General features: G+C 29.1%; 24 protein-coding genes and 2 pseudogenes. All 26 read left to right on the top strand.

What is annotated here, in order from left to right; genetic code table 11:
- The first annotated feature begins 2 nt into the window (after positions 1 to 2).
- The 26 genes and pseudogenes from KQI68_RS08995 to KQI68_RS09120 all read left to right on the top strand — a co-directional run bounded on the left by KQI68_RS08995 (position 3) and on the right by KQI68_RS09120 (position 21,596).
- Positions 3 to 620 carry an energy-coupling factor transporter transmembrane component T family protein gene (locus KQI68_RS08995; RefSeq protein WP_246541297.1) on the top strand — a complete coding sequence of 206 codons (618 nt, stop codon included), beginning with the start codon at positions 3 to 5 and terminating at the stop codon, positions 618 to 620.
- Entirely contained in the window at positions 621 to 830 is a 210-nt protein-coding gene (locus KQI68_RS09000; RefSeq protein WP_246541298.1) for an ATP-binding cassette domain-containing protein, read from the top strand. It begins immediately after the preceding gene.
- Between the two features lie 75 nt (positions 831 to 905).
- Positions 906 to 1,196, top strand: coding sequence for a CD1845 family protein (locus KQI68_RS09005; RefSeq protein WP_216549810.1), 291 nt, complete (start codon positions 906 to 908; stop codon positions 1,194 to 1,196).
- A gap of 86 nt (positions 1,197 to 1,282) precedes the next feature.
- Positions 1,283 to 2,260 (top strand): replication initiator protein A, encoded by a 978-nt coding sequence (locus KQI68_RS09010; RefSeq protein WP_216549811.1) that lies wholly within the window; start codon positions 1,283 to 1,285, stop codon positions 2,258 to 2,260.
- Positions 2,261 to 2,274: 14 nt separating this feature from the next.
- Positions 2,275 to 3,132 (top strand): ATP-binding protein, encoded by an 858-nt coding sequence (locus KQI68_RS09015; protein ID WP_216549812.1) that lies wholly within the window; start codon positions 2,275 to 2,277, stop codon positions 3,130 to 3,132.
- Between the two features lie 14 nt (positions 3,133 to 3,146).
- Positions 3,147 to 3,638 carry a PcfB family protein gene (locus tag KQI68_RS09020; RefSeq protein WP_036762058.1) on the top strand — a complete coding sequence of 164 codons (492 nt, stop codon included), beginning with the start codon at positions 3,147 to 3,149 and terminating at the stop codon, positions 3,636 to 3,638.
- 188 nt (positions 3,639 to 3,826) lie between these two features.
- Complete coding sequence (locus tag KQI68_RS09025; RefSeq protein ID WP_019107276.1) at positions 3,827 to 4,030, top strand: hypothetical protein; 204 nt, start codon at positions 3,827 to 3,829, stop codon at positions 4,028 to 4,030.
- A 44-nt stretch (positions 4,031 to 4,074) separates the two neighbouring features.
- Positions 4,075 to 5,877, top strand: coding sequence for a VirD4-like conjugal transfer protein, CD1115 family (locus KQI68_RS09030; RefSeq protein ID WP_425516612.1), 1,803 nt, complete (start codon positions 4,075 to 4,077; stop codon positions 5,875 to 5,877).
- 155 nt (positions 5,878 to 6,032) lie between these two features.
- On the top strand, positions 6,033 to 6,896 hold the full coding sequence (locus tag KQI68_RS09035) for an Abi family protein (protein WP_070736944.1): 864 nt from the start codon (positions 6,033 to 6,035) through the stop codon (positions 6,894 to 6,896).
- Positions 6,897 to 7,086: 190 nt separating this feature from the next.
- Positions 7,087 to 7,257, top strand: a complete 171-nt coding sequence (locus tag KQI68_RS09040) for a hypothetical protein (protein WP_246541299.1) — start codon at positions 7,087 to 7,089, stop codon at positions 7,255 to 7,257.
- A complete protein-coding gene (locus KQI68_RS09045; RefSeq protein ID WP_216549813.1) occupies positions 7,247 to 7,465 on the top strand; it encodes a helix-turn-helix domain-containing protein in 219 nt (72 codons plus the stop codon). Before KQI68_RS09040 ends, KQI68_RS09045 begins: the two co-directional genes overlap by 11 nt.
- A gap of 73 nt (positions 7,466 to 7,538) precedes the next feature.
- Positions 7,539 to 7,751 (top strand): annotated as a pseudogene (locus tag KQI68_RS09050) (VirD4-like conjugal transfer protein, CD1115 family); the annotation flags it as partial.
- A 650-nt stretch (positions 7,752 to 8,401) separates the two neighbouring features.
- The gene (locus tag KQI68_RS09055) at positions 8,402 to 8,716 is read left to right on the top strand and encodes a hypothetical protein (protein ID WP_060929675.1); all 315 of its coding nucleotides are present in this window, start codon (positions 8,402 to 8,404) and stop codon (positions 8,714 to 8,716) included.
- Between the two features lie 80 nt (positions 8,717 to 8,796).
- The gene (locus KQI68_RS09060; protein WP_216549814.1) at positions 8,797 to 10,752 is read left to right on the top strand and encodes a hypothetical protein; all 1,956 of its coding nucleotides are present in this window, start codon (positions 8,797 to 8,799) and stop codon (positions 10,750 to 10,752) included.
- Positions 10,753 to 10,754: 2 nt separating this feature from the next.
- A complete protein-coding gene (locus KQI68_RS09065; protein ID WP_216549815.1) occupies positions 10,755 to 11,405 on the top strand; it encodes an ATP-binding cassette domain-containing protein in 651 nt (216 codons plus the stop codon).
- 265 nt (positions 11,406 to 11,670) lie between these two features.
- On the top strand, positions 11,671 to 12,039 hold the full coding sequence (locus KQI68_RS09070) for a nuclear transport factor 2 family protein (RefSeq protein WP_216549816.1): 369 nt from the start codon (positions 11,671 to 11,673) through the stop codon (positions 12,037 to 12,039).
- 22 nt (positions 12,040 to 12,061) lie between these two features.
- Positions 12,062 to 12,679, top strand: coding sequence for an SAP domain-containing protein (locus KQI68_RS09075; protein WP_006740600.1), 618 nt, complete (start codon positions 12,062 to 12,064; stop codon positions 12,677 to 12,679).
- A 222-nt stretch (positions 12,680 to 12,901) separates the two neighbouring features.
- Positions 12,902 to 13,201: a single-stranded DNA-binding protein gene (locus KQI68_RS09080; RefSeq protein ID WP_216549817.1), complete on the top strand. Its 300-nt coding sequence runs from the start codon at positions 12,902 to 12,904 to the stop codon at positions 13,199 to 13,201.
- A gap of 21 nt (positions 13,202 to 13,222) precedes the next feature.
- Positions 13,223 to 13,438, top strand: a complete 216-nt coding sequence (locus KQI68_RS09085) for a Maff2 family mobile element protein (protein WP_002838961.1) — start codon at positions 13,223 to 13,225, stop codon at positions 13,436 to 13,438.
- Position 13,439: 1 nt separating this feature from the next.
- Entirely contained in the window at positions 13,440 to 14,303 is an 864-nt protein-coding gene (locus tag KQI68_RS09090; protein ID WP_025194490.1) for a VirB6/TrbL-like conjugal transfer protein, CD1112 family, read from the top strand.
- Between the two features lie 17 nt (positions 14,304 to 14,320).
- Complete coding sequence (locus KQI68_RS09095; RefSeq protein ID WP_216549818.1) at positions 14,321 to 14,578, top strand: hypothetical protein; 258 nt, start codon at positions 14,321 to 14,323, stop codon at positions 14,576 to 14,578.
- Positions 14,578 to 14,916 (top strand): PrgI family protein, encoded by a 339-nt coding sequence (locus KQI68_RS09100; protein ID WP_002838958.1) that lies wholly within the window; start codon positions 14,578 to 14,580, stop codon positions 14,914 to 14,916. Before KQI68_RS09095 ends, KQI68_RS09100 begins: the two co-directional genes overlap by 1 nt.
- A pseudogene (locus tag KQI68_RS09105) lies at positions 14,913 to 17,408 on the top strand (VirB4-like conjugal transfer ATPase, CD1110 family). Before KQI68_RS09100 ends, KQI68_RS09105 begins: the two are co-directional and overlap by 4 nt.
- Positions 17,380 to 18,345: a DNA-methyltransferase gene (locus tag KQI68_RS09110; protein ID WP_216549819.1), complete on the top strand. Its 966-nt coding sequence runs from the start codon at positions 17,380 to 17,382 to the stop codon at positions 18,343 to 18,345. The pseudogene KQI68_RS09105 and the gene KQI68_RS09110 overlap by 29 nt, the downstream one beginning before the upstream one ends.
- Positions 18,346 to 18,354: 9 nt before the next feature.
- On the top strand, positions 18,355 to 21,318 hold the full coding sequence (locus KQI68_RS09115; RefSeq protein ID WP_048949712.1) for a C40 family peptidase: 2,964 nt from the start codon (positions 18,355 to 18,357) through the stop codon (positions 21,316 to 21,318).
- A 20-nt stretch (positions 21,319 to 21,338) separates the two neighbouring features.
- Entirely contained in the window at positions 21,339 to 21,596 is a 258-nt protein-coding gene (locus tag KQI68_RS09120) for a hypothetical protein (RefSeq protein ID WP_216549820.1), read from the top strand.
- Positions 21,597 to 21,613: the final 17 nt, after the last annotated feature.

Raw genomic sequence — 21,613 nt, forward strand, 5'->3', positions numbered from 1 at the left:
TTTTGGCATCAGTATTGTCCAATGATACTGTATTTTTTTTGCTAACCGCCATCCTAATAATTTATAGTACGATATTAGGATATTTAAAAATTGCTGCAAGAATTGCTATTGTAATAATATTAATAAGTTTAATGAGGACTATATCTGAAGGTAATGGATTTGGAGTTATGCTTCCAGATATGTTTCTTTTTATTGTTCTCAGATCTCTGGTGATTTTTTTATCTGTAATACCAATTGTAAAAACATCTCCAGGGGAGCTAATGGCATTTATGAAAAAATTTAAAGTTCATAGAAATATAGCGCTACCATTAATTTTTATGTTGAGATTTTTTCCAGTAGTTAAAAGTGAGTTTTTAGAAATTATTGATTCACTAAAATTAAGGGGGCTTATTTCATTTAAAAAGCCCTTTACAACGATGGAATATCTCTTCGTACCTATGATGTTTTCTTCTTCTAATGTTTCAGAAGAATTGGCTGCAGCTTCAGAAGTTAGAGGTATTTCAGCAAAGGGAATTCATACATCAAGAAGAGTTATTAAATTTAGAATAAATGATTACATTATACTAATATTAACGATTTTTGTAACATTGGGGCTATATCTTTTGGAGGGTGCAATATAGATGATTGAACTTAAAAACTTAAGCTTCTCATATCAAAAGGATTCGAAAGATACTCTAAAGAATATTAATTTAGAAATTAAAAAGGGAGAAGTAGTTGCTTTTATTGGAGAAAGTGGTTGTGGGGACAGTGATATAATGATGACAGATACAATAAATCCATTAAAATCAAAGTTTAAAGCTTCCACAAAACTTTTAAACAAGACGATTTAGGATTAAGTCTGTCATCTTTTTTATTAAATTAACAAAAAAGAAAAGAAAACATAAGTAATAAGGATTGAAGATAATATGATAATATTTAGAGTTTTTTTCAAAATCATATTGTTTCCTATTAGTATAGCGTTAAGTATCATCACTCTATTTTTAACGTTTGTATTAGGACTTAGTACAATATTTTTTAAACTGATTTCATTTATCGCTATTATGGGATTTTTGGGATCTGTTTATCATGGAGAAAAAGCACTCGCAATAGAGGCAATTATACTAGCATATCTTTTTAGTCCTTATGGTTTACAAGTGCTAGGATATTTTATTATAGAAGTGATAGAAGAGGTGAATGAAAGAATAAAAGCAATTTAAATATAAAAATAAATAGATTAAAACGATGAAAAAGAGATAGCAAAATCAAAGCTATCTCTTTTTATATGAAAAGAAAGGGGGTTATGATGAAAGAAATAGTTAAATTTGAATACTATTATGGCAATGAAGCAGAACAATATTCATTTTTTAGGATTCCCAAAACTTTATTTACCGACTTAAACTTTAAAAAACTATCCGTAGAAGCAAAAATTCTTTATGGAATTCTACTCGATAGAATGAGCTTGTCAATTAAGAATAAATGGTTAGATGAAGAAAACAAGGTATACATCATCTATACCATAGAAGAAATTATGGAAGTATTAAATTGGGGGAGAAATAAATCGGTCAAAGTAATGAAAGAAATTGAAGAGATAGGATTATTAGAAAAAAAGAGGTTAGGACTTGGAAAGCCAAATTTACTCTATGTAAAGAACTTTATTTACACAGAAAATAATAAAACTACAGAAGTTTCAAAAGCAAACCTCAAGAAGTTTAAAAAACAAACTTCAGGAAGTTTAGAAAACAAACCTCAAGAAGTTTCAAAAGAGGACTCTAATAATACTAATATTAATAATACTGAAACTAATAATACTGATTATAATAATACCACCCCCATATCCCCCTTAGAAAAGCTAGGAGAAAAATCAAAAAAAACTTTGGAGGAGGAAGAATTAAAAGAAACTATAAAAAAGAATATATCTTATGAAACCTTTGAAAAAGTAAGAATAGAAGAAAAGAAGCAAGTAGATGTAATGATAAATGTACTTGTAAAGGCATTAACTAGCTTTACAAAGATTAAAATAGGAGGGAGGCATATATCCAATGAAAATTTTAAAGATAGATTTCTAAGTCTTAACTATAAACACATAGACTATGTTTTGAAATACCTAAGAGAAAATGCTCCAAAGGATATTAAAAACATTAATGCCTATCTACTGACTCTCTTATACAATGCAGATGAAAATATTAGAAACATAGAAGTCATAAAGAGAGAAGATCAGAAAAGAGAAAATTATGACTATAGTAATGATGAGGATATTTGGAGAGAAATTTTAAATACTTGATAGGAGATGAGTATATGGAATTAATAAAAGAAATCCTAGAACAGAAAATAAAAAATGCAGAAACAAATAGTCCATCAAATGATGAAGAAAATAGGAGTTATATAGATCAAGAAACAGGATTAAAATATTGTGCAAAATGTAAAACACCAATTGAAAAAGAAATAGACTTCTTTGGAGAAATAAAAAAAGTTGGTATTTTATGTCAATGTGAAAAAGAAAGACAAAAATTAGAGGAAGAAAAAAGAAAAGAAAATAAAAGGCTTTTAAAAATTGAACACTTAAAAAAAGAGTGTTTTTCCGATCCTATCCTATTAAATTGGAATTTTAAAAATATGGACAAAGATAGTGAGCATGAAAAAGTAGCAAAAAACTATGTGGAAAAATTTGATGAAATATATGAAAATAATATAGGATTAATTCTCACAGGGAATGTGGGATGTGGAAAAACATATCTTGCAAGTGCTATAGCAAATGCTTTACTAGAAAAAGAAATATCAGTCAAAATGACAAATTTTTCAGTAATTTTAAATGATATGACTAACTTTGAGATTGATAAGAGTAAGTATATAGATAACCTAAATCATAAGAAACTATTAATTATTGATGATTTTGGAATGGAAAGAGATACAGATTTTGCAGCTGAGCATATCTTTAACATAATAGATAGTAGATATAGAAGTGGGAAACCTCTAATTATAACAACAAACTTAAATATATCAGCTTTAACTAATCCTGAAACTATAAAAGATAAAAGAATTTACTCAAGGATACTTGAAATATGCAGTCCCATTATATTTACAGGAGAAAATAGAAGAATAGAAAAAATGAAGGAGAAATCAAAATTAGCCTATGAAATATTAAAAAAAGAATGAAAGTAGGTGAGTGAATGCAAAATGATGATATAAATAGCAGAACAATAGCCATAGTAAAAAAAGCAAGTATAGTAACAGCCAAGCAAGTTATAAATTTGATGAAGAAAATATTAGAAATAAATAAACATAAAGCACAGACAGAACAGTCAAGACCCTTAGAAAAATTTAAAAAAGTAAAAGTAAAAGACCTTGTAAAAAAAGGTAAAGTAGAAACCTTAGAATTAAATGACATAGACTTAAAAGCATTGAAAAAAGAATTAAAAAGATATGGGGTGAAATTTTCCATAAAGAAAGATTTAGAAAATGGAAACAACATTATCTTTTTTCAAGCAAAAGATATAAAAGTAATGGAACAAGCTTTTAAAAAGACAGTCCAGAAATTTAATAAAGATAAGTCAAGAAAAAGAAAATCTTTAATAGAAAGGCTTAATAACTTCAAGGATAAAGTCAAAGATACTATTGACAGAGATAAGGTTAAACATAAACATCAGGAACAAAGTTTATAATAAAAACACTTGGATATATAATATATATGATGAGAAGGCATGAATAGCTTTATTGTTGAATACTATGAAAAAGAAGATTGGAATCATCCAGTAGAAGAATTTCTCTTATATATAGATAAAAAATGATAACATAAGCATTAGGAAAGAAACTAAAAGCTACCTTTGAAAGTAAAGTATAAGTGTATGAAATGAAGAAAAATATTTGCCCAAAATGTAAAAGAAAGATGAAACAACAATTTATAGGCCTACTACATTGCAAGTGTGGTATAAGCTACCATAAAGATTTAGGATATTTTAAAAGAAATGAAAATATGATTTTTGTCTTGGAAAGAAAAAAGATAGGTAAAAAAATAAAACAAGTTCCAGTAATAAGATATAAAAAAGATAAATAAAATACTAATGGGTAGAGAAATCTACTCTTTTTTATGGAGAGGAAGTGATTAATTCGAAAATACTAAATGAAATAATAAAAGATATAAAAAATGTTTTTAAGATAAGAGATAAGAAGAAATTTGTATTAGAAAATCTTCCTTACCTCTTATTTTTTTATATAGGAAATATCTTTGCAAGCCATGTCAACTCTTATGTAGGAGGAGATATAATAGATAGAATTCTAGTAGCTTTTAGTCAAATAGATACTTTAAACTATATTCCATCATTAAAAATAAAAAACATGATACCCAGTCTAATTCTATCAGTAGTTATTAAGTTAATCCTTATACAGAAAAAGAAAAATGCAAAAAAGTTTAGAGAGGGCAGAGAATATGGGTCGGCAAGATGGGGAAATGAAAAAGACATTGAGCCATACATTGACAAGAAGTTTGAAAACAATGTGCTATTAACTCAAACTGAAAGACTTACCATGAACAATAGACCTAAAAATCCAAAATATGCGAGAAATAAAAATGTATTGGTAATTGGAGGTTCTGGTAGTGGTAAAACAAGGTTTTTTGTAAAGCCAAATCTCATGCAAATGCACTCTTCATATGTAGTAACCGATCCAAAAGGAACATTAGTCTTGGAATGTGGGAAAATGTTGGAAAGAAATGGATATGAGATAAAAATACTAAACACAATAAACTTTAAAAAATCCATGAGATATAATCCCTTTGCATACTTGAAAAGTGAAAAAGATATTTTGAAATTAGTACAAACAATAATTGCAAATACTAAGGGAGAAGGAGAAAAATCAACTGAGGATTTTTGGGTGAAAGCTGAAAAACTCTATTACACAGCACTTATAGGATATATCTGGTATGAAGCTCCTAAAGAAGAACAGAACTTTACAACTCTACTTGCTATGATAGATGCAAGTGAGGTAAGAGAAGAAGATGAAAATTTTAAAAATGCAGTAGACTATATGTTTGAAGCATTAGAAAAAGAAAAGCCAAACCATTTCGCAGTAAAACAATATAAGAAATACAAACTTGCAGCAGGAAAAACTGCCAAATCAATCCTTATATCCTGTGGAGCAAGGCTTGCTCCATTTGATATTCAGGAACTTAGGGACTTAATGAGAGAAGATGAACTGGAGCTTGATACACTTGGAGAAAAGAAAACAGCTTTATTCGTAATAATATCAGATACAGATGATACATTTAACTTTGTAGTATCAATAATGTACTCACAATTATTTAATCTATTATGTGATAAAGCAGATGATGAATATGGCGGAAGACTTCCTATTCATGTGAGATGCCTACTTGATGAATTCGCAAATATCGGCTTAATTCCTAAATTTGAAAAGCTGATAGCAACTATTAGAAGTAGAGAAATATCAGCTTGTATAATATTACAAGCACAATCACAACTAAAAAGTATCTATAAAGATAATGCAGATACCATAGTTGGCAATTGTGATTCGACGTTATTTTTAGGAGGCAAAGAAAGAACAACATTAAAAGAATTATCTGAAAGCCTAGGCAAAGAAACCATAGACCTATATAACACATCAGAAACAAGATCAAATCAAAAGAGTTTTGGTTTAAACTATCAAAAAACTGGAAAAGAATTAATGAGTCAAGATGAAATAACTGTAATGGATGGTGGGAAATGTATCTACCAATTAAGAGGAGTTAGACCATTTCTTTCAGATAAATTTGACATAACCAAACATAAGAACTATAAGTTCCTTGAAGATTATGACAAGAGAAATATATTTGACATAGAGAAATACCTACAGAGAAAAGATGAGGTTAAGTTAAAAGAAAGTATGGTAGTTGAAATATTAGATGAATAAATTTAAAATTAAATAAGAAGTAAGATAGATATTAGGAAAGATTAAAAGAAAATACTTGACAAAAAATATTTTATAACATATAATAATGTCAACAGTACCCGACACGCCTCTTAACAATGCGGACCAAGTCGGGTCATTTGATTTTAGGAGAAAAAATGAAAAAAATTCATCAAGAACCGATTAGTATAGAAAATCAAGTAAAAAACTTAATAGACTTAGGACTTTTAGTAGAAGATAAAACTTATGCTAAGAAAATTCTTGGAAGAATATCCTATTACAGGCTGATTAAAGCTTATAGTATCACATTAAAAAAAGATGGAAGATATATATCAGGAATAAGTTTTGAAGATATTGTAAGTTTATATAAATTTGATAGAGAACTTAGACAGCTTATATTTGAAACAATAGAGCATATTGAAGTTTCTTTAAGAGCAGTTATCACAAACTATTTTTCTTTAAGATATGGGAACTTTTCATATAAAGATATGAATAATTTTGAGAAACAAAAGGAACAAGAAAGGGTACTAGAAGAATTAGCAAGGGAAGTTAAAAGAAATAGACGCTCACCATTTATAAAAAACTTTAAAGACAATTATGAAGGTGGAGAAATTCCACTCTATGCAGTGATAGAAGTAGCAAGTTTTGGAACTTTATCTAAAATGTATAAGAATATGAAAAATGAAGATAAAAGTAAAATTGCAAAAGTCTTTCATACAGACTACCATTACTTTGAATCTTGGATAGAAAATTTTGCCTATATAAGAAATATATGTGCCCATTATGGCAGGCTATATGGAGCAAAGCTTACAAAATCACCAAAGCTATATAAAGAATATTTAAAAAATAATATTTCAAACAATACAATATTTGCTACATTAGTTAATCTTAAAATAGTTTCCGAAGAAGAAAATTACAAAAAATTTTATCATGATCTAACAGCACTAATAGCAAGATATGAAAATATTGAATTAAGACATGTTGGCTTTATAGAAAACTGGAAAGAACTACTAAAACCATAAAATTAAATAGAGAAATTTACACCGAAAAAAACATTTCGGTGTTTTTTTATGCCCAAAGGAGGAAGGATGAAATATATACGAGATGAGCCGAAAAAATAAGATACAGAGAAAAATGAAATATTAATGAATTAGAAGTAGAAGCGATAGAGAAAACTATCGCTTTTTTTATGGAATAAAGGAGATAGAACAAATGGAAAGAGAAATGCTAAATATTAATGGAAATCTAGTAGGAGAAATAAAAATAACTGCAATAGATACAAAGGAAGGAGAAAAAGAGGTAGCTAACTTCACAATAGTTAGAAAGAACAAAGAAGAAGGAAAGGTTAAAAAAGAAGAAAAAGAGGAATATTATGGCACTTAACTATAAACCATTATGGATACAGTTACCAAAAAAAGGATTAAAGAAAACAGATGTAATAGTTATGGCAGGACTTACAACAAATGTTATGGCACAAATGGGCAAGGATAAACCAATTACATTTAAGAATTTAGAAAGAATATGTAAGGCTCTATCTTGCACTCCTAACGATATTATTAGTTTTGAAGATGAATTTGAACAAGAGATTTAAATTCTTATAGTCCTTTAAACTTGATTTATAAGGAATCAAAGAAAATCTTAATAAAGTTTTATAAAATTTTATTGAAATAACTGTAATGGATGGTGGTAAGTGTATTTATCAGTTAAGAGGAGTAAGACCTTTCTTATCTGATAAGTTTGATATCACAAAACATAAGAATTACAAGTTGTTGGAAGACTATGATAAGAAAAACTTGTTTGATGTTGAAGAGTATCTAACAAATAGAGATAGGGTAAAGTTAAAATCAAGTTATAAAATAAATAGGTTAAATATATAATCGACTATATCAGAGGAAAAATATAGAAGCATTCGACTTTTACCATGGTAAAGAATTTATCAGCATTTAAAAATTTTAAGAATATTAGACTGCTATGATGATATATAAAGTATGGATATGTTTTGGGAAAGCACAGATAGACACAAATATAGAACACCTTACTATACTTTTAAAAGGATAGACACAGGCTCAAAAAAAGATATGGAGCTTTTACAGGAAGCGTTAAAGAATTGCTGCTTTGATGATGACAAGTAACCTTTTCCCTCTTTGCAGAAGATACAGCAAACAAAAAGCGAAATCAAGAGTGTAAGAACCACTTCTAAATAAGTGGCAGGCTCTTGACAGAGATTTATCTTTTCTGTTTGTAGCGGACAAGAGGAAAATAAACATCTATATTATACAATTCCTATAAAGTTTGAAAGGGAATTTATCACAGACACTTCGTTTTTACTCCAAAAGTACAATCAGGAAAAATACTAATATCGGCTTTAGAATTTTATGCATTATGTACAAATTGAAACAGATATATAGGTGTAAAGTATAAAATAAAAAAGAAAACGTTTGACATCATATTAAAGATGTGTTATAATGAAACTGATAGAAATAGTACGTGGCACAAAACCATAAAAAGTGGAAAGGAGATCTAGCGAATGACAGCAAAGAAGATGAAGATGAAAGTAGTTGGTCTTGTAGCAGCAGTTATGGTGATGAGTGCACCAATTACAGCGTGGGCTATTGATGTAGCGCGTGGGGATTTGTATTATAATGGGGGACAAACAGACACCATTGTATATTCCGAAATCGGTCGTAGAGCAGGTATTAGTCGTAACTATATGGTAAAGGCAACTGTAAAGGTCGGCGGGAATACATATACTAGTGGATTCTTATCAAACTACGCTTACAAAGATGCAAAGAGGGTTTGGTGGGCGAACGAAACATCCTGGTATGATTATTATCCTTATTAAGTAAATCTGTTCAAACACATAGGGCGGGGCTATTTGCCACGCCTTATTTTGTATATTTATTTAGAGAAAGGGCGTAGGTTATGAAAAAATTTTTAAAGATTTTTATTTTTCTTGAAATAATACTCTTCGCATATATTTTTAATACTTCTATTTACAACATTTACGAAAAGAATAACATTTCTTCCGAGAATTTGAAGGGGTATGTTTTAGAAGAAACGTCTCCAGAAATTCTCGACAAATTTTATAAAATATTTACAGAAGAATATTCTCAAAACAAATTAGAACTTATTAATAATACGCTCACTTCTACAGATAAATCCGTTTATGATTTATATTGCTATCCATTAAATGAATTTGCACAAAAGCAACCTATATCTAAGTCTATTTCGCTTCAATATCATGAATTGCAAAAGGAAGATTTTTTAGATAGTGTTGGTGTATTCTATACAGACTTACGATCCGATGAAATAAAAGAGATAGCATCTCAACTGTCTGTTGCAATAAGTGATTTTGAAAATGAAGCTATACCGTATAGTATGGTGTTAAAATTGAATCTTTTTAATTTTGTAATCTTGTATATTGTGCTTCAAATAATATACTGTATTTATACATCCTATAGTTTGAAAAAAATAGGTATTAAAAAAAGTATGGGCTTTTCTACTGTGCATATTTTAAAAGAGCAAATTGCTAGTATAATAAAATATTTTGTTGTAATATGCTCAGTATTAATTTGCTTGCTAAATTTGTATTACGCATTAACAAACCGATTTGAATTTTCTTATTTAGCAACAAGTATACTTTTCTTTACTATTGTTTTAGCTATAAATATAATTTGTGTTTTAATTACAAGTATTTTAATTAAATTTGTTTCTTTGGAAGCAATGATAAAAAATAAGACTTTAAATAGCGGCATAAACATTATAGTTCAGGCTGTAAAAATAGTTTTTTCAGTAATAATCACGATTACTATTATTTCATTGTTAAATCAAGGAAACTCATTTAAACAAAGCCAACAAGCTGTTTTAGATTATAAGTATCTGGATGGATATTATACCGCTAATGGCTTTAATTCATCAGAATATGATTATGCCTTAGCAAACATAGACATATTAGAAAGCTACTCTGAACAAACATTAGAAATGTACAATCATAACCATTCTTTACTTTGTGATTTTAAGAAGGACAGTGGTTTACAGACATCACGCCCCTATTATGAACAACAGCTTGTTATAGCAAATAGAAATTATCTGAGTGAATTCTCAAATATCAGGCTCAATGGAAAACTATTGGGAGAGGATATATTTAATGAGCCAACAGTATTAGTTCCTCATAAATATAAGAGCGATGAAAATTCTATTAAAGAATATATTAAGCAAGAATATTTCCGATTGATGAACTACGATCAATTTTATAAAATACCGGGAGAAGAAAAATCTATTGATAAATTTAATGTTGTCTATATAGATGATGATTCTACGGTAAAAGTTAATACAGAAAATGGTTTTTCAGACATGACTGACCCAATTATCATTGTTGATACGGGCGATTTTGGAGGGCTTTACTATTTGGATTCCTTAAATAGAAGATGTCTATTTTTTCAAATGGAGTCAAGAGAAGAATTTTCTTCTCTGTTAGCAGAATATAATTTCGAGAAATTAGTTACAGCCGGAACATTACTTACACCTTATTTAATGCAACTTGAAAATGTAAAATTTGTTCTTAAAACGCTCACTATGTTTACGATTGTCTTTATAGTTTCCTTACTGTTTATTTTGTATATTTCAAACTATGTAGACATTGTTGTAAATCGAAAGAGATATGCAGCAAAAGAGATTTTAGGATTTTCTCATTTTAGAACACTGAAAAATCGTTATATTTTTTGGGGTATCGAACTAATTATATCGGGCGTATTAACTGTTATAAATTATTATTTTGCTTGTCTTTTTGCGATTATACTTATTGACTATATATTCTGCGAGTTGCTTTATAGAGTTTATATCTTAAACTCTTTATATGAGATTGAAAAGGGGGCGTAAGTATGTCATTGATTACATTGAAGAATATCAAAAAAGAATATGGAAAAAATCAGGTTCTATTTGAAAATTTATCTTTAGAAATAGAAAAGGGCGAGTTTGTAGGACTTGTAGGCAAAAGTGGTGCAGGCAAAACGACACTTTTAAATATAATTGGATTGATTACTGATATATCTGAGGGAACAATCACTATTGATAGTCATCAAAATTTGTCCGTAAACAGCAAAAATGCTATGATTTTGAGGAGATATACTATAGGATATCTGTTTCAAAATTATGGACTAATAGAAGATGAAAGCGTATTATGGAATTTAAAATTAGCTCTTGAATATAAAAAAATGAAAAAGAAAGAAAAGCTGAAAATAATCAATGAGTATTTGAAGCAATTTGAGTTGAGTGATATGCTTAACAAAAAAGTATATCAGCTAAGCGGTGGAGAGCAGCAGCGAATTGCAATTATTAAATTAATTTTGCAAGGAAGCCAGATTATATTAGCTGATGAACCAACTTCTGGACTTGATAAAGAGAACGAAATGATAGTGATGAAACTTCTGAAAGAATTGAATGAAAAGGGAATTACTATAATCATGGTAACTCACAACATGAATTTGTGCAGTTACTTTTCCAGAGTTATAAATGTAGAAAATTTTAGATAGTTTGTTAGAGGGAGACACACGATTTCATCATACGTGCAATCTCCCTATATTTTTTCGTCATATCAAGAATCATATTCAATCATAGTAAATACATGGTAAAACAGTTGATTTTTTAATAGATGAATAATGCTTAATTGCTGTATTTATACGGAAATTGGATTTTCTATATCAAGTTTATCTTAATATCTATAATGTTGATACAGGAAAATTAGTGGTTGGTGGAGATCTATTCAATGAAAAAGTTTCAAAGGGATGATTTTAAATTATGGACACAAATAGATTTTTCAAAACAGTTTTATCACAAAATGCAGAAGATCTTATGAAATATTTTCAAAGAAATGCTGTAATAAAATGGCATTGCACAAATGAGGTATTTACCTTAGATGAGTATATAAAAGCAAATTGTGAATATCCAGGAAACTGGAATGGAGAAATAGAACGAATCGAAGAAAATGCAAATACTATTATTCTGGCTTGCCGAGTCTTTCCAAGAGATAATAGTGAGTCTTTTCATGTAGTAAGCTTTATTCATCTTAAAGATGATTTGATTATTGAAATGGATGAATATTGGTCTGATGATGGATTAGCACCAGAATGGCGTAAGAAAATGAAAATTGGGAAAAGAATTAGGTAAATTAGTTTAAGGAGATAAAATATTGATAGAAAGTAGACCTGAGTTTGATAAAATCACATCGTTTGATGAGTTTAATAAATACTATTGGTATCATGAAGAACTTTCACAGATATGCAAGACATTAGGATTAGAATACAGAGGTACAAAACAGGAACTCAATTATATTATTGAGCAGTACTTTAAGGGTGATTTGATTAAAAAGTCATCAATAAAAAATGAAAAGAAACAAGTAGAAACTATTACCTTAGATACTCCATTACTTGAATGCGGGTTCTCCTTTAACACACATTTCAGAGAGTATTTCTCAATTTTAACAGATGTTTCGCCATTTAAATTTACTGCTGATATGGCTACTGCTTGGAGAAAAGTAAAAAGAGAAAATGATTTGAGTTTTACAATTCAAGATATGCTAAAAGTTTATTATGGGAAATCAAATTATGCTAAGTATGATAATTCGGTTTGTCAATGGAATAAATTTTTAAAGGATTTCTGTGCAGACGAAAATAGTTACAACTACTCGAATAAATTAAAAGTAGCCTCCATTCTTTGGAAAGAAGTTAGAGATTCAAAAAACAAAAAAGTTTATTCACGAGAACTTATAAAAAAATATGAGGATAAAATAGAAGACTATCACAAGTAAACAGAAACTATTTTTTTGAATGAAAAAAATTAATACAGATAGATGTTAGGCGATAGAAATTAAAAACTCTATCGTCTTTTTTTATACTCAAAATTAGGAGGTTAAAATGGTAAGGATAAGAAGTCCTACTTAAAATAATTTAATATATAAGACATTTAGCGATTGAAATATAAGTTCAGTCGCTTTTTTAATTGAAATTTATAGATTAAGGAGAAGAAATTAATGGATAGAGAAATGATAAATATTAATGGAAATCTAGTAGGAGAAATAAAAACAACTTCAATAGATACAAAGGAAGGAGAAAAAGAAGTAGCTAACTTCACAATAGTTAGAAAGAACAAAGAAGAAAAGGTTAAAAAAGAATATATCTACTGTAATCTCTACGGAGAAAAGGCAAAAAGTGTTAAGGAATTTAAAAGTGGAGAATACATCCATATTTTTGGATATTTTAAGGAAACAAAAAAAGAAGACAAGACATTTAAAAATTTTATCGTAAAGCACATAAATAAAATTGAAAAATAAGAAAAAGAGGAGGAAATATAAATGGAATTTTTTACACAAGCAGTAAATGTATTAAAAATATTAGTTACAGCAATTGGTGCAGGGCTTGGAGCATGGGGTGTTATCAACCTGATGGAAGGTTATGGGAATGACAACCCTGGTGCTAAATCTCAAGGCATAAAGCAGCTTATGGCTGGAGGGGGAATTGTACTCATAGGTTTAAAACTAATACCGCTATTAGCAAACGTGTTAAAATAAAATGTTTAATATAGTAGATAAGATCAAAGAGTTTTTTTCGGAGATACTTATTGATATGATCAAGGAAAATTTAAGCGGAATGCTCCTTGATATAAATGACAAAGTATCAACGATAGCAAATGAGGTAGGAAAGACTCCGAGCGGATGGAACTCGGAGGTTTTTCACTTCATAAAGTCTATTTCAGAAAATGTTATACTTCCCATAGCAGGTCTTATCATAACGGCTGTACTATGTATTGAATTAATTCAAATGGTAATGAACAAAAATAATATGCATGACACAGATACCTTTGATTTTTTTAAATATATGATAAAAATGTGGATAGCAGTATGGCTTGTATCTCATGCTTTTGACTTTTCTATGGCAGTATTTGATGTGGCACAGAATTTAATAGGAAAGGCAGCAGGTGTGGCAAATGCTAGTGCAAAAGTTTCTCCAGGTGATATAGCTAATATGGTAGATAGCCTAAAAGGAGAGTCAATAGGAAAATTAATGACTATAGTATTAGAGACAGCAATTGTAAAGATGATAATTCAAGGGATATCAATACTCATTACAGTTATTCTATACGGCAGGATGATAGAAATATATATTTATACTTCAGTTTGCGCCATACCTTTTGCCACAATGGGTAATAAAGAATGGGGAAGTATTGGAACAAACTATATAAGAGGGCTCTTCGCACTTGGCTTGCAAGGTTTATTCTTACTTATATGCGTAGGAATTTATGCCGTACTTGTTAAGACTTTAAATATATCAGACATACACAAAAGTATTTTTGAATTACTAGGATACACCTTAATACTTGGTATAACTATGATGAAATCAGGAAGTATTGCAAAATCAATTTTAAATGCTCATTAATAAAAAAGGAGAAGATGATGAAAATTAGAAGAAAAAAAGACAATAAAATTAATTTAAAAACACTTGGAACAATAGGACTCCCAATACTTTTAATAGGAGGATATATTACAAGAGAAATACAAAATAGAATGATTATAAGAAAAATATCGGAAGTTTTAGATAATAGAGAAGAAACGGATGAAAAAGTCTTAGAAATAGCAGTGAATATGGGAAAATCATTAGAAGATCTGGACAGAGAAGATATATATGGCTTATACTTAGAGGGTTTAGAATAATGGCTTATGTAAATGTCCCAAAGGACTTAACAAAAGTAAAAACAAAGGTAGCTCTAAATCTAACAAAAAGACAATTAATTGGCTTTACAATTGCAGGTCTAATAGGCTTTCCAGTATATTTAATGGTAAAAAAAGTGCTGCCTAATGACCTATCTATGTTAATTATGATAGGTGTGTCTTTTCCTATAATATTTGCAACTCTTTATGAAAAGGACGGGATCTATTTTGAAAAATATTTAAAGTATATTATAGATAAGAAAAGACAGACAAGTATAAGGATATACAAGACAGAATGTATTTATGATATAAAGAAACAAAGAAAGGAAAGGAGTAAATGAATCAAATACAGAAAAAACAACAGAAAAAATTAAATCAAGAAAAAAGAAATTTAAAAAAACAAAAAGAAGATTTAAAAAGCATTAGTATAAGTCAAAAAAAGATGAAAAAAGCAAATATTTCTAAAGAAAAAGGAAAGCCCAAAAAGAAGCTTTCCTTTTTTGGTGGGAAGAAGAAAAAGAGCGTTCAGGAAACAATCCCTTATTTAAGAATGTTGAGAAATGGGATTTGCCAAGTTGAGAAGAACAAATTTAATAAAATGATTCGTTTTTTAGATATTAACTACCAGCTTTCAACAGAAGAAGATAAGGAAAGTATATTTAATGAATTTTCAAGTTTTTTAAACTATTTTGATCCAAGTGTTGATATAGAACTTTCATATATTAATCGCATAGGAAAAAATGAAGAAGTAGAAAAAAACATCAATGTTCCGGATAGAAACGATTCATATAATGAAATACGAAAAGAGTACAGGGAAATGCTAAAAAATCAGAGTCAAAAAGGAAATAATGGACTTACTAAATATATGTATATCACCTTTAGCTTACAAGCACAAGATTTAAAAGAGGCAACTACAAGACTTGAAAGAATGGAAATGGATATATTAAATAACTTTAAGAAGATGGGAGTAAAAGCTTATGTATTAAGTGGATATGAAAGGTTAAAGGTTATTCACGATATATTAAATCCGAATAAGAATTTTGTTTTTTCCTTTGAAGACCTAAAATATAGTGGACTATCTACTAAGGATTATATAGTACCAGCATCATTTAACTTTTCATCTAACAATCAATTTAAAATTGGAGAATACTTTGGAGAAGTCAACTTTCTACAAATTCTAGCACCTGAATTATCAGATAGATTATTATAAGAATTTTTAGGGGTTGAAGAAAATATGATTGTAACATTTCATATAAATTCCATTGATCAAACAGAAGCTATAAAGATGATTAAGAGAAAAATAACAGACTTGGATAAAATGAAAATTGAAGAAAATAAGAAGGCTATAAGATCAGGATATGATATTGATATTCTTCCAAGCGATTTAATTACCTATGGTAATGATGCTAAGAAACTATTGGTAGAACTTCAAAATCATAATGAGAGAATGTTTGTCATAACTATTTTGTTTACAAATATGGAAAAAAGTAGAAAGAAATTGAGTAATATAATCTTTCAACTAAATTCAATAGCAGGTAGGCATAATTGTGTATTGAAAAATCTTAACTATAGACAGGAACAAGGACTAATTTCCTCCCTGCCACTTGGAAAAAAAGAAATCGAAATAAAAAGAGGACTTACAACTAGCTCTACAGCAGTCTTTATTCCTTTTACAACAGAAGAGTTGTGCTTAGAAGGAGAGAGCTTATACTACGGATTAAATGCTTTAAGTCGTAACATCATTATGACGGATAGAAAGCTTTTAAAGAATCCAAACGGTTTAATACTTGGAACGCCTGGTAGCGGTAAATCTTTTTCAGCTAAAAGAGAAATTACCAATGCTTTTTTAATCACACAAGATGACATCATTATCTGTGATCCTGAAGGTGAGTATGGAAATTTAACTAAGGCATTAGGTGGAGAAGTTATAAAAATATCGCCAACAAGTAAGGATTATATAAACCCGTTGGATATAAATGTAGACTATGCCGATGAAGACAATCCCTTATCTTTAAAGTCTGACTTTATTCTTTCACTGTTTGAACTTGTAGTAGGAAAGGAAGGATTAAGTGCAGAAGAAACTTCAGTAATTGATAGATGTCTTCCAATATTATATAAGGATTACTTCGACAATCCCATTCCTGAAAATATGCCAATTTTAGAAGATTTATATAATTTACTTTTAAAACAAGAAGAAAATGTAGGGAAAAAATTAGCGGTAGAAATGGAAATTTATGTCAAAGGTAGTCTTAATGTATTTAACCATAGGACTAATGTAGATACAGGAAATAGAATTCTTTGTTATGACATTAAGGAATTAGGAAAGCAACTTAGAAAAATAGGTATGTTAATTGTTCAAGATCAAGTGTGGAATAGAGTAACTATTAATAGAAATAAGAAGGAAACCAGATATTACTGTGACGAATTCCATTTGCTTTTAAGAGAAGAACAAACAGCCTCATATTCCATAGAAATTTGGAAGAGATTTAGAAAATGGGGAGGTATTCCAACAGGTTTAACTCAAAATGTAAAGGACCTTTTAGCCAGTCCTGAAATAGAAAATATATTTGATAACACAGATTTTATCTTAATGCTTAATCAAGCTAGTGGTGATAGGGAAATTTTAGCTAACAAGTTAAATATATCTCTTTATCAGTTATCCTACGTAACAAATTCCAATGAGGGAGAGGGATTACTATTCTACGGAAACACAATAGTACCTTTTGTAGATAGATTCCCTAAAGATACAAAATTGTATAAGTTAATGACAACTAAACCAGAAGAATTAAAGGAAGGGATAGAAATTGATAGACAGAGAGAAGTTAAAAACTAACTATATTATTAATTTAGATGCAATTTCTGCTCTAAAGGAATTTCCAGATAGAACATTTGATTGCTGTATTACATCTCCTCCATATTATGGACTTAGAGATTATAAAGCAGAAGGACAAATTGAAAGAGAAGAAAGTCCGGAGGAATATTTAAATAAATTAATTGAAGTCTTTAGAGAAGTAAAAAGAGTATTAAAAAAAGAAGGAACACTTTGGGTAGTTATTGGAGATTCTTATGCAGGGACAAGAAGCAAAAGAGAATATAAAGATCCTAAAAACATAGAAGGAAGAAGTGGTCAAAAAGAGTCTATTACAGAAAAACTCAGTGGCTACAAGGCAAAAGACTTAATGGGGATACCTTGGCAACTAGCTTTAAAATTAAGAGAGGAAGGTTGGTATTTACGAAGCGATATTATTTGGCATAAGGAAAATGCCATGCCTGAGTCTTGTAGAGATAGACCATCAAGGTCCTATGAACATATCTTTCTACTATCAAAAGCAAGAAAGTATTTCTATGACTTTGACGCTATGAAAGAACCAATAAAAGAAATAAGCAAGAACAGATATATGAGGGCAAGAGGAAAGAATAATAAGTATTTACAAGAAGGTACAGGAGCTAAAAGACAGAGCATAAATGAAGCAAGAGAGTATGGAGAATATATAGGAGATAATGTCCCTAAGTTTAGAAACAATAGAGATATTTGGACTATTAACACCAGTGCATTTAAAGGAAAACACTATGCGGTATTTCCACCAAAACTGGTAGAACTTTGTATAAAAGCAGGATGTCCTAAAAAAGGCTTAATTCTTGATCCCTTTATGGGTTCAGGAACTGTTGGAATGGTAGCTATTAGGATGGACAGAGAATATATTGGAATTGACATAAACAAAGACTACTGTCAAATAGCTAAAGAAAGGATAGAGAAAAATATGAAATAGGAGGTATGTATGAAAAAGAAAGGGAAAGTAAACCCAAGAGATGTACCAAAGACCAAGCTTATATCAGAAAAGAAAGAAGAAAGCAATGAAAAATTCAGTAATATAGAGATACCATCAGATTTTTCAAAAAAAGAAATAAATAAAGTAAAAAGCAGGAACAACATAGACAATAATGTTGAAAACTCTAAATATTACTCAGATCATTTGCAAGAAAATAGTCAGGATTTATTCAAAGAAAAAGAAAAGCCAAATAGAGAAAGAAGACAAAGAAAAATCCATGAGGAAAAATTTGCAGAAGCCTCCTATCATAATGAATATCAGCCGGAATATTCGCAACGGCAGCATAGAAAAATGGAAGAAAATGAGGAAAGTAGATATGGTGAATATCACGGGCAAGAAAGAGAATATAGGCTAAGTAATTTTAAAGAAGATTTTAATGATGGAGTAATTTCAACTAACTCTAATATAAAAAGTAGCATTTCTCCTCAAAAAAATTGCAATGGGAATAGTAATTTAAAATGGAAGAAAAACGTTGAGAGTGAAAGTTTTAATGATGTGCCAGAGGAAAAAATAAGGAGATTTAGAAAAGAAGATAAGAATTTTAATAGAGAGATAAGTTCAACATATGATCCATTATCACAGGACTCAGATAATGATGGTGTCATAGATCGCTATGACATTAACTTTAGTGATAGCAATGTATCCTATAGGGATACAAGGGATGACTATAAGTATTTACCATCTTCTGATGTGCAAAGAAAAAATTGGGATGGTTATTTTATTCTTGGTGAGAAAGGGAAAGAAAGCTTTCAAAAAAACACCTTTAAAAAACTTTATCAATCTCAAAGTCAGTTTAAGGATAAAGGGGAAAAAGCAGAATTAAAATCTTTAAATGGGAAGTTTAGAAGAAAAGATCTATCATATAAGGCAAATGAAGAAGATAAAAAAATAATTCAAGACCTGAATACTAATAAAAAACAAAATAGCAAATATTTCAAAGGCAAAGTTAGAAATTTAGAAGAAAAAAATATGCTAATGGGTAGGGTTTCTAGTGGGAAATTTAGACAGGATAGCCTATCTGAAGGATTTAAAAGTGAATCTGAAAAAAATAAAGATAAATATAATATAAATAAAAAGAATCAAGAAAAAATAGGCACGAAAAAAGAAATCTTCAAACAGGAAAAAAACGTAATAAAAAATGAGAATCTTGAAGTAGATGAACTTGATTTAAATCATAGTGGAATTTCTAATAAAAACAAGGGAAAGAAAAGACAAATAAAAGACGCTTTTGATAATACTATAAAGAAAAGCAACTTTGATCCAAAGAAAGAATACACCAGGACAAAAAAAGAAGTACAGGATTCTAAAAATGTATCTGAAGAAAATAAGGTAGATACAAAAAATAAAACTAAATTCCATTCTAAAAAAGATAACAAAAGTGAAAAAGATAAGTTTTATAAAAAGGAAGATAAAATATCAAAACTATATGAGAAAAAGAATAAAAAAGAAAAAGAGTTAATTAAGGATAAGAAAAAGTCAAAAAAAGCGGGTTTAGAAAAACCTATTACTTTTGCGAGTGCTATGACGGCAAACTATCTATATAGTGGGAAAGATGATAATGCAGGCGTTAACGCTGCTTATAAGCTTAGTAGAACTACCGAAGTTGTAGGTAGAGAAATTAGCCATTTTAGAAGAAAAAAACCTTTAAAAACTCAAAGGAAAATAAAATCTTTAGAAGGAAAAATTTATAAGAAAGAAAGTAAACTCCTCTTTCAAAGAAATTTTGAAGAATTGAAGAAGACTAAAGCTTATCAAAACTCTAATAAATTGAATCGATTTTTTATGAAAAAGAAGTTTCAGAGAGATTTTAGGAAGAAACACGGGGAAGGTTTAGTAAATAGAATAAAGAAATCTTTCGCTAATATTGGAAAGAAAACATTGGAAGTTTTAAAAAACAAAGGATATAAGCAAATTTTAATTGCCCTTTGTATTTTAGGACTTTTTTTTATGCTATTTCAAGGAATTAGCAATGTTGGCAGTCTTACTTCAGGATTAACAAGTAATGTTATAGCTACAAGCTATCTATCAAAAGAAGAAGTTTTAATGGATATTAATAATGAATTTACAAGTTATGAATATGCATTACAAGATGAAATAGATAGTATTAAAGAAAATTATCCAAATTATGATGAATATCATATAAAAGGAGATTCTGTTGGTCATGATCTACACGAGCTTTTTAGCTATTTAACAGCAAGATATGGAGAGATTAAGTCAGCTGAAGCGATACAAAAGGAATTAAAAAAACTATTTAATCAAATGTATGAGAAAAAATATACTTCAAAGTCTATTACAAAATATGACAGTGAAGGAAATCCATATACCTATAGAATTCTAACATTAACTATAAAAAAGAAAAGTATTGATGAAATAGCAAGAGAAGAATTTGCAAACTATGAAACAAATATGGCTCATTATTTAGCATTACTTGATAGTCAGGGAAATATGAGTGGATATTTTGGATCAAGCTATGGGAACTTGGGAGAGATTATAGACAATCCAAACTTTGGAAATCCCGGTCTTGCTTTTGATTCTGAAACTGCCAAAGCCTTATTTAATGAAGCAGAAAAACATATAGGCAAAAGATATGTGTTTGGAGCAAGTGGACCATCTAACTTTGACTGTTCAGGTTTTGTATGTTGGTCATTTACAAAGTCTGGTGTAAAGAGAATGCCAAGAACTACAGCTTGGCTTATTTATAAAAACTATTGTAATCCAATATCTCCAAGCGAGGCAAAACCTGGGGATATTATTTTCTTTAAAGGCACATATAATTCTGGTACGCCAATTTCTCACGTAGGGATATATGCCGGAAATGGAATGATGCTCCATGCAGGAGATCCTATCCAATATGCCAGTATAAACTCAAGGTATTGGAAAAATCACTTTTATTCCTTTGGTAGACCAAAATAAGGGGGAAGGAGTAAAAATCTATGAATAAAAAATTAATTAGAAACATAGAAAAACAGAAGAATTTAAGAAAGAAAAAAGAAGAAATTGAAATAGAACTTCAGTTATTAGCAGAGGAACAAGAAGAAATAGAAAATTTAGAGGTCATCAAGGAATTTCGAAGTCAAAAAATATCTCTTGATGAATTTTTATTTATTGTTAGAAAAAATAAGGAAGAAGAAAATAGAGAAAGACAAGAACTTAAAAGAAAAGATACAAATGAAAGTGAGGAAAATTTATGAAAAAAATAACCAGTGGG

This window comes from Peptoniphilus ovalis (assembly GCF_018919265.1).
Classification (GTDB): Bacteria; Bacillota; Clostridia; order Tissierellales; family Peptoniphilaceae; genus Peptoniphilus_A; species Peptoniphilus_A ovalis.

Coding starts and splice junctions, on each gene's coding strand:
- KQI68_RS09000 (WP_246541298.1), top strand. CDS start 621: ATGATTGAACTTAAAAACTTAAGCTTCTCATATCAAAAGGATTCGAAA.
- KQI68_RS09005 (WP_216549810.1), top strand. CDS start 906: ATGATAATATTTAGAGTTTTTTTCAAAATCATATTGTTTCCTATTAGT.
- KQI68_RS09010 (WP_216549811.1), top strand. CDS start 1,283: ATGAAAGAAATAGTTAAATTTGAATACTATTATGGCAATGAAGCAGAA.
- KQI68_RS09015 (WP_216549812.1), top strand. CDS start 2,275: ATGGAATTAATAAAAGAAATCCTAGAACAGAAAATAAAAAATGCAGAA.
- KQI68_RS09020 (WP_036762058.1), top strand. CDS start 3,147: ATGCAAAATGATGATATAAATAGCAGAACAATAGCCATAGTAAAAAAA.
- KQI68_RS09025 (WP_019107276.1), top strand. CDS start 3,827: ATGAAGAAAAATATTTGCCCAAAATGTAAAAGAAAGATGAAACAACAA.
- KQI68_RS09035 (WP_070736944.1), top strand. CDS start 6,033: ATGAAAAAAATTCATCAAGAACCGATTAGTATAGAAAATCAAGTAAAA.
- KQI68_RS09040 (WP_246541299.1), top strand. CDS start 7,087: ATGGAAAGAGAAATGCTAAATATTAATGGAAATCTAGTAGGAGAAATA.
- KQI68_RS09045 (WP_216549813.1), top strand. CDS start 7,247: ATGGCACTTAACTATAAACCATTATGGATACAGTTACCAAAAAAAGGA.
- KQI68_RS09055 (WP_060929675.1), top strand. CDS start 8,402: ATGACAGCAAAGAAGATGAAGATGAAAGTAGTTGGTCTTGTAGCAGCA.
- KQI68_RS09060 (WP_216549814.1), top strand. CDS start 8,797: ATGAAAAAATTTTTAAAGATTTTTATTTTTCTTGAAATAATACTCTTC.
- KQI68_RS09065 (WP_216549815.1), top strand. CDS start 10,755: ATGTCATTGATTACATTGAAGAATATCAAAAAAGAATATGGAAAAAAT.
- KQI68_RS09070 (WP_216549816.1), top strand. CDS start 11,671: ATGGACACAAATAGATTTTTCAAAACAGTTTTATCACAAAATGCAGAA.
- KQI68_RS09080 (WP_216549817.1), top strand. CDS start 12,902: ATGGATAGAGAAATGATAAATATTAATGGAAATCTAGTAGGAGAAATA.
- KQI68_RS09085 (WP_002838961.1), top strand. CDS start 13,223: ATGGAATTTTTTACACAAGCAGTAAATGTATTAAAAATATTAGTTACA.
- KQI68_RS09090 (WP_025194490.1), top strand. CDS start 13,440: ATGTTTAATATAGTAGATAAGATCAAAGAGTTTTTTTCGGAGATACTT.
- KQI68_RS09095 (WP_216549818.1), top strand. CDS start 14,321: ATGAAAATTAGAAGAAAAAAAGACAATAAAATTAATTTAAAAACACTT.
- KQI68_RS09100 (WP_002838958.1), top strand. CDS start 14,578: ATGGCTTATGTAAATGTCCCAAAGGACTTAACAAAAGTAAAAACAAAG.
- KQI68_RS09115 (WP_048949712.1), top strand. CDS start 18,355: ATGAAAAAGAAAGGGAAAGTAAACCCAAGAGATGTACCAAAGACCAAG.
- KQI68_RS09120 (WP_216549820.1), top strand. CDS start 21,339: ATGAATAAAAAATTAATTAGAAACATAGAAAAACAGAAGAATTTAAGA.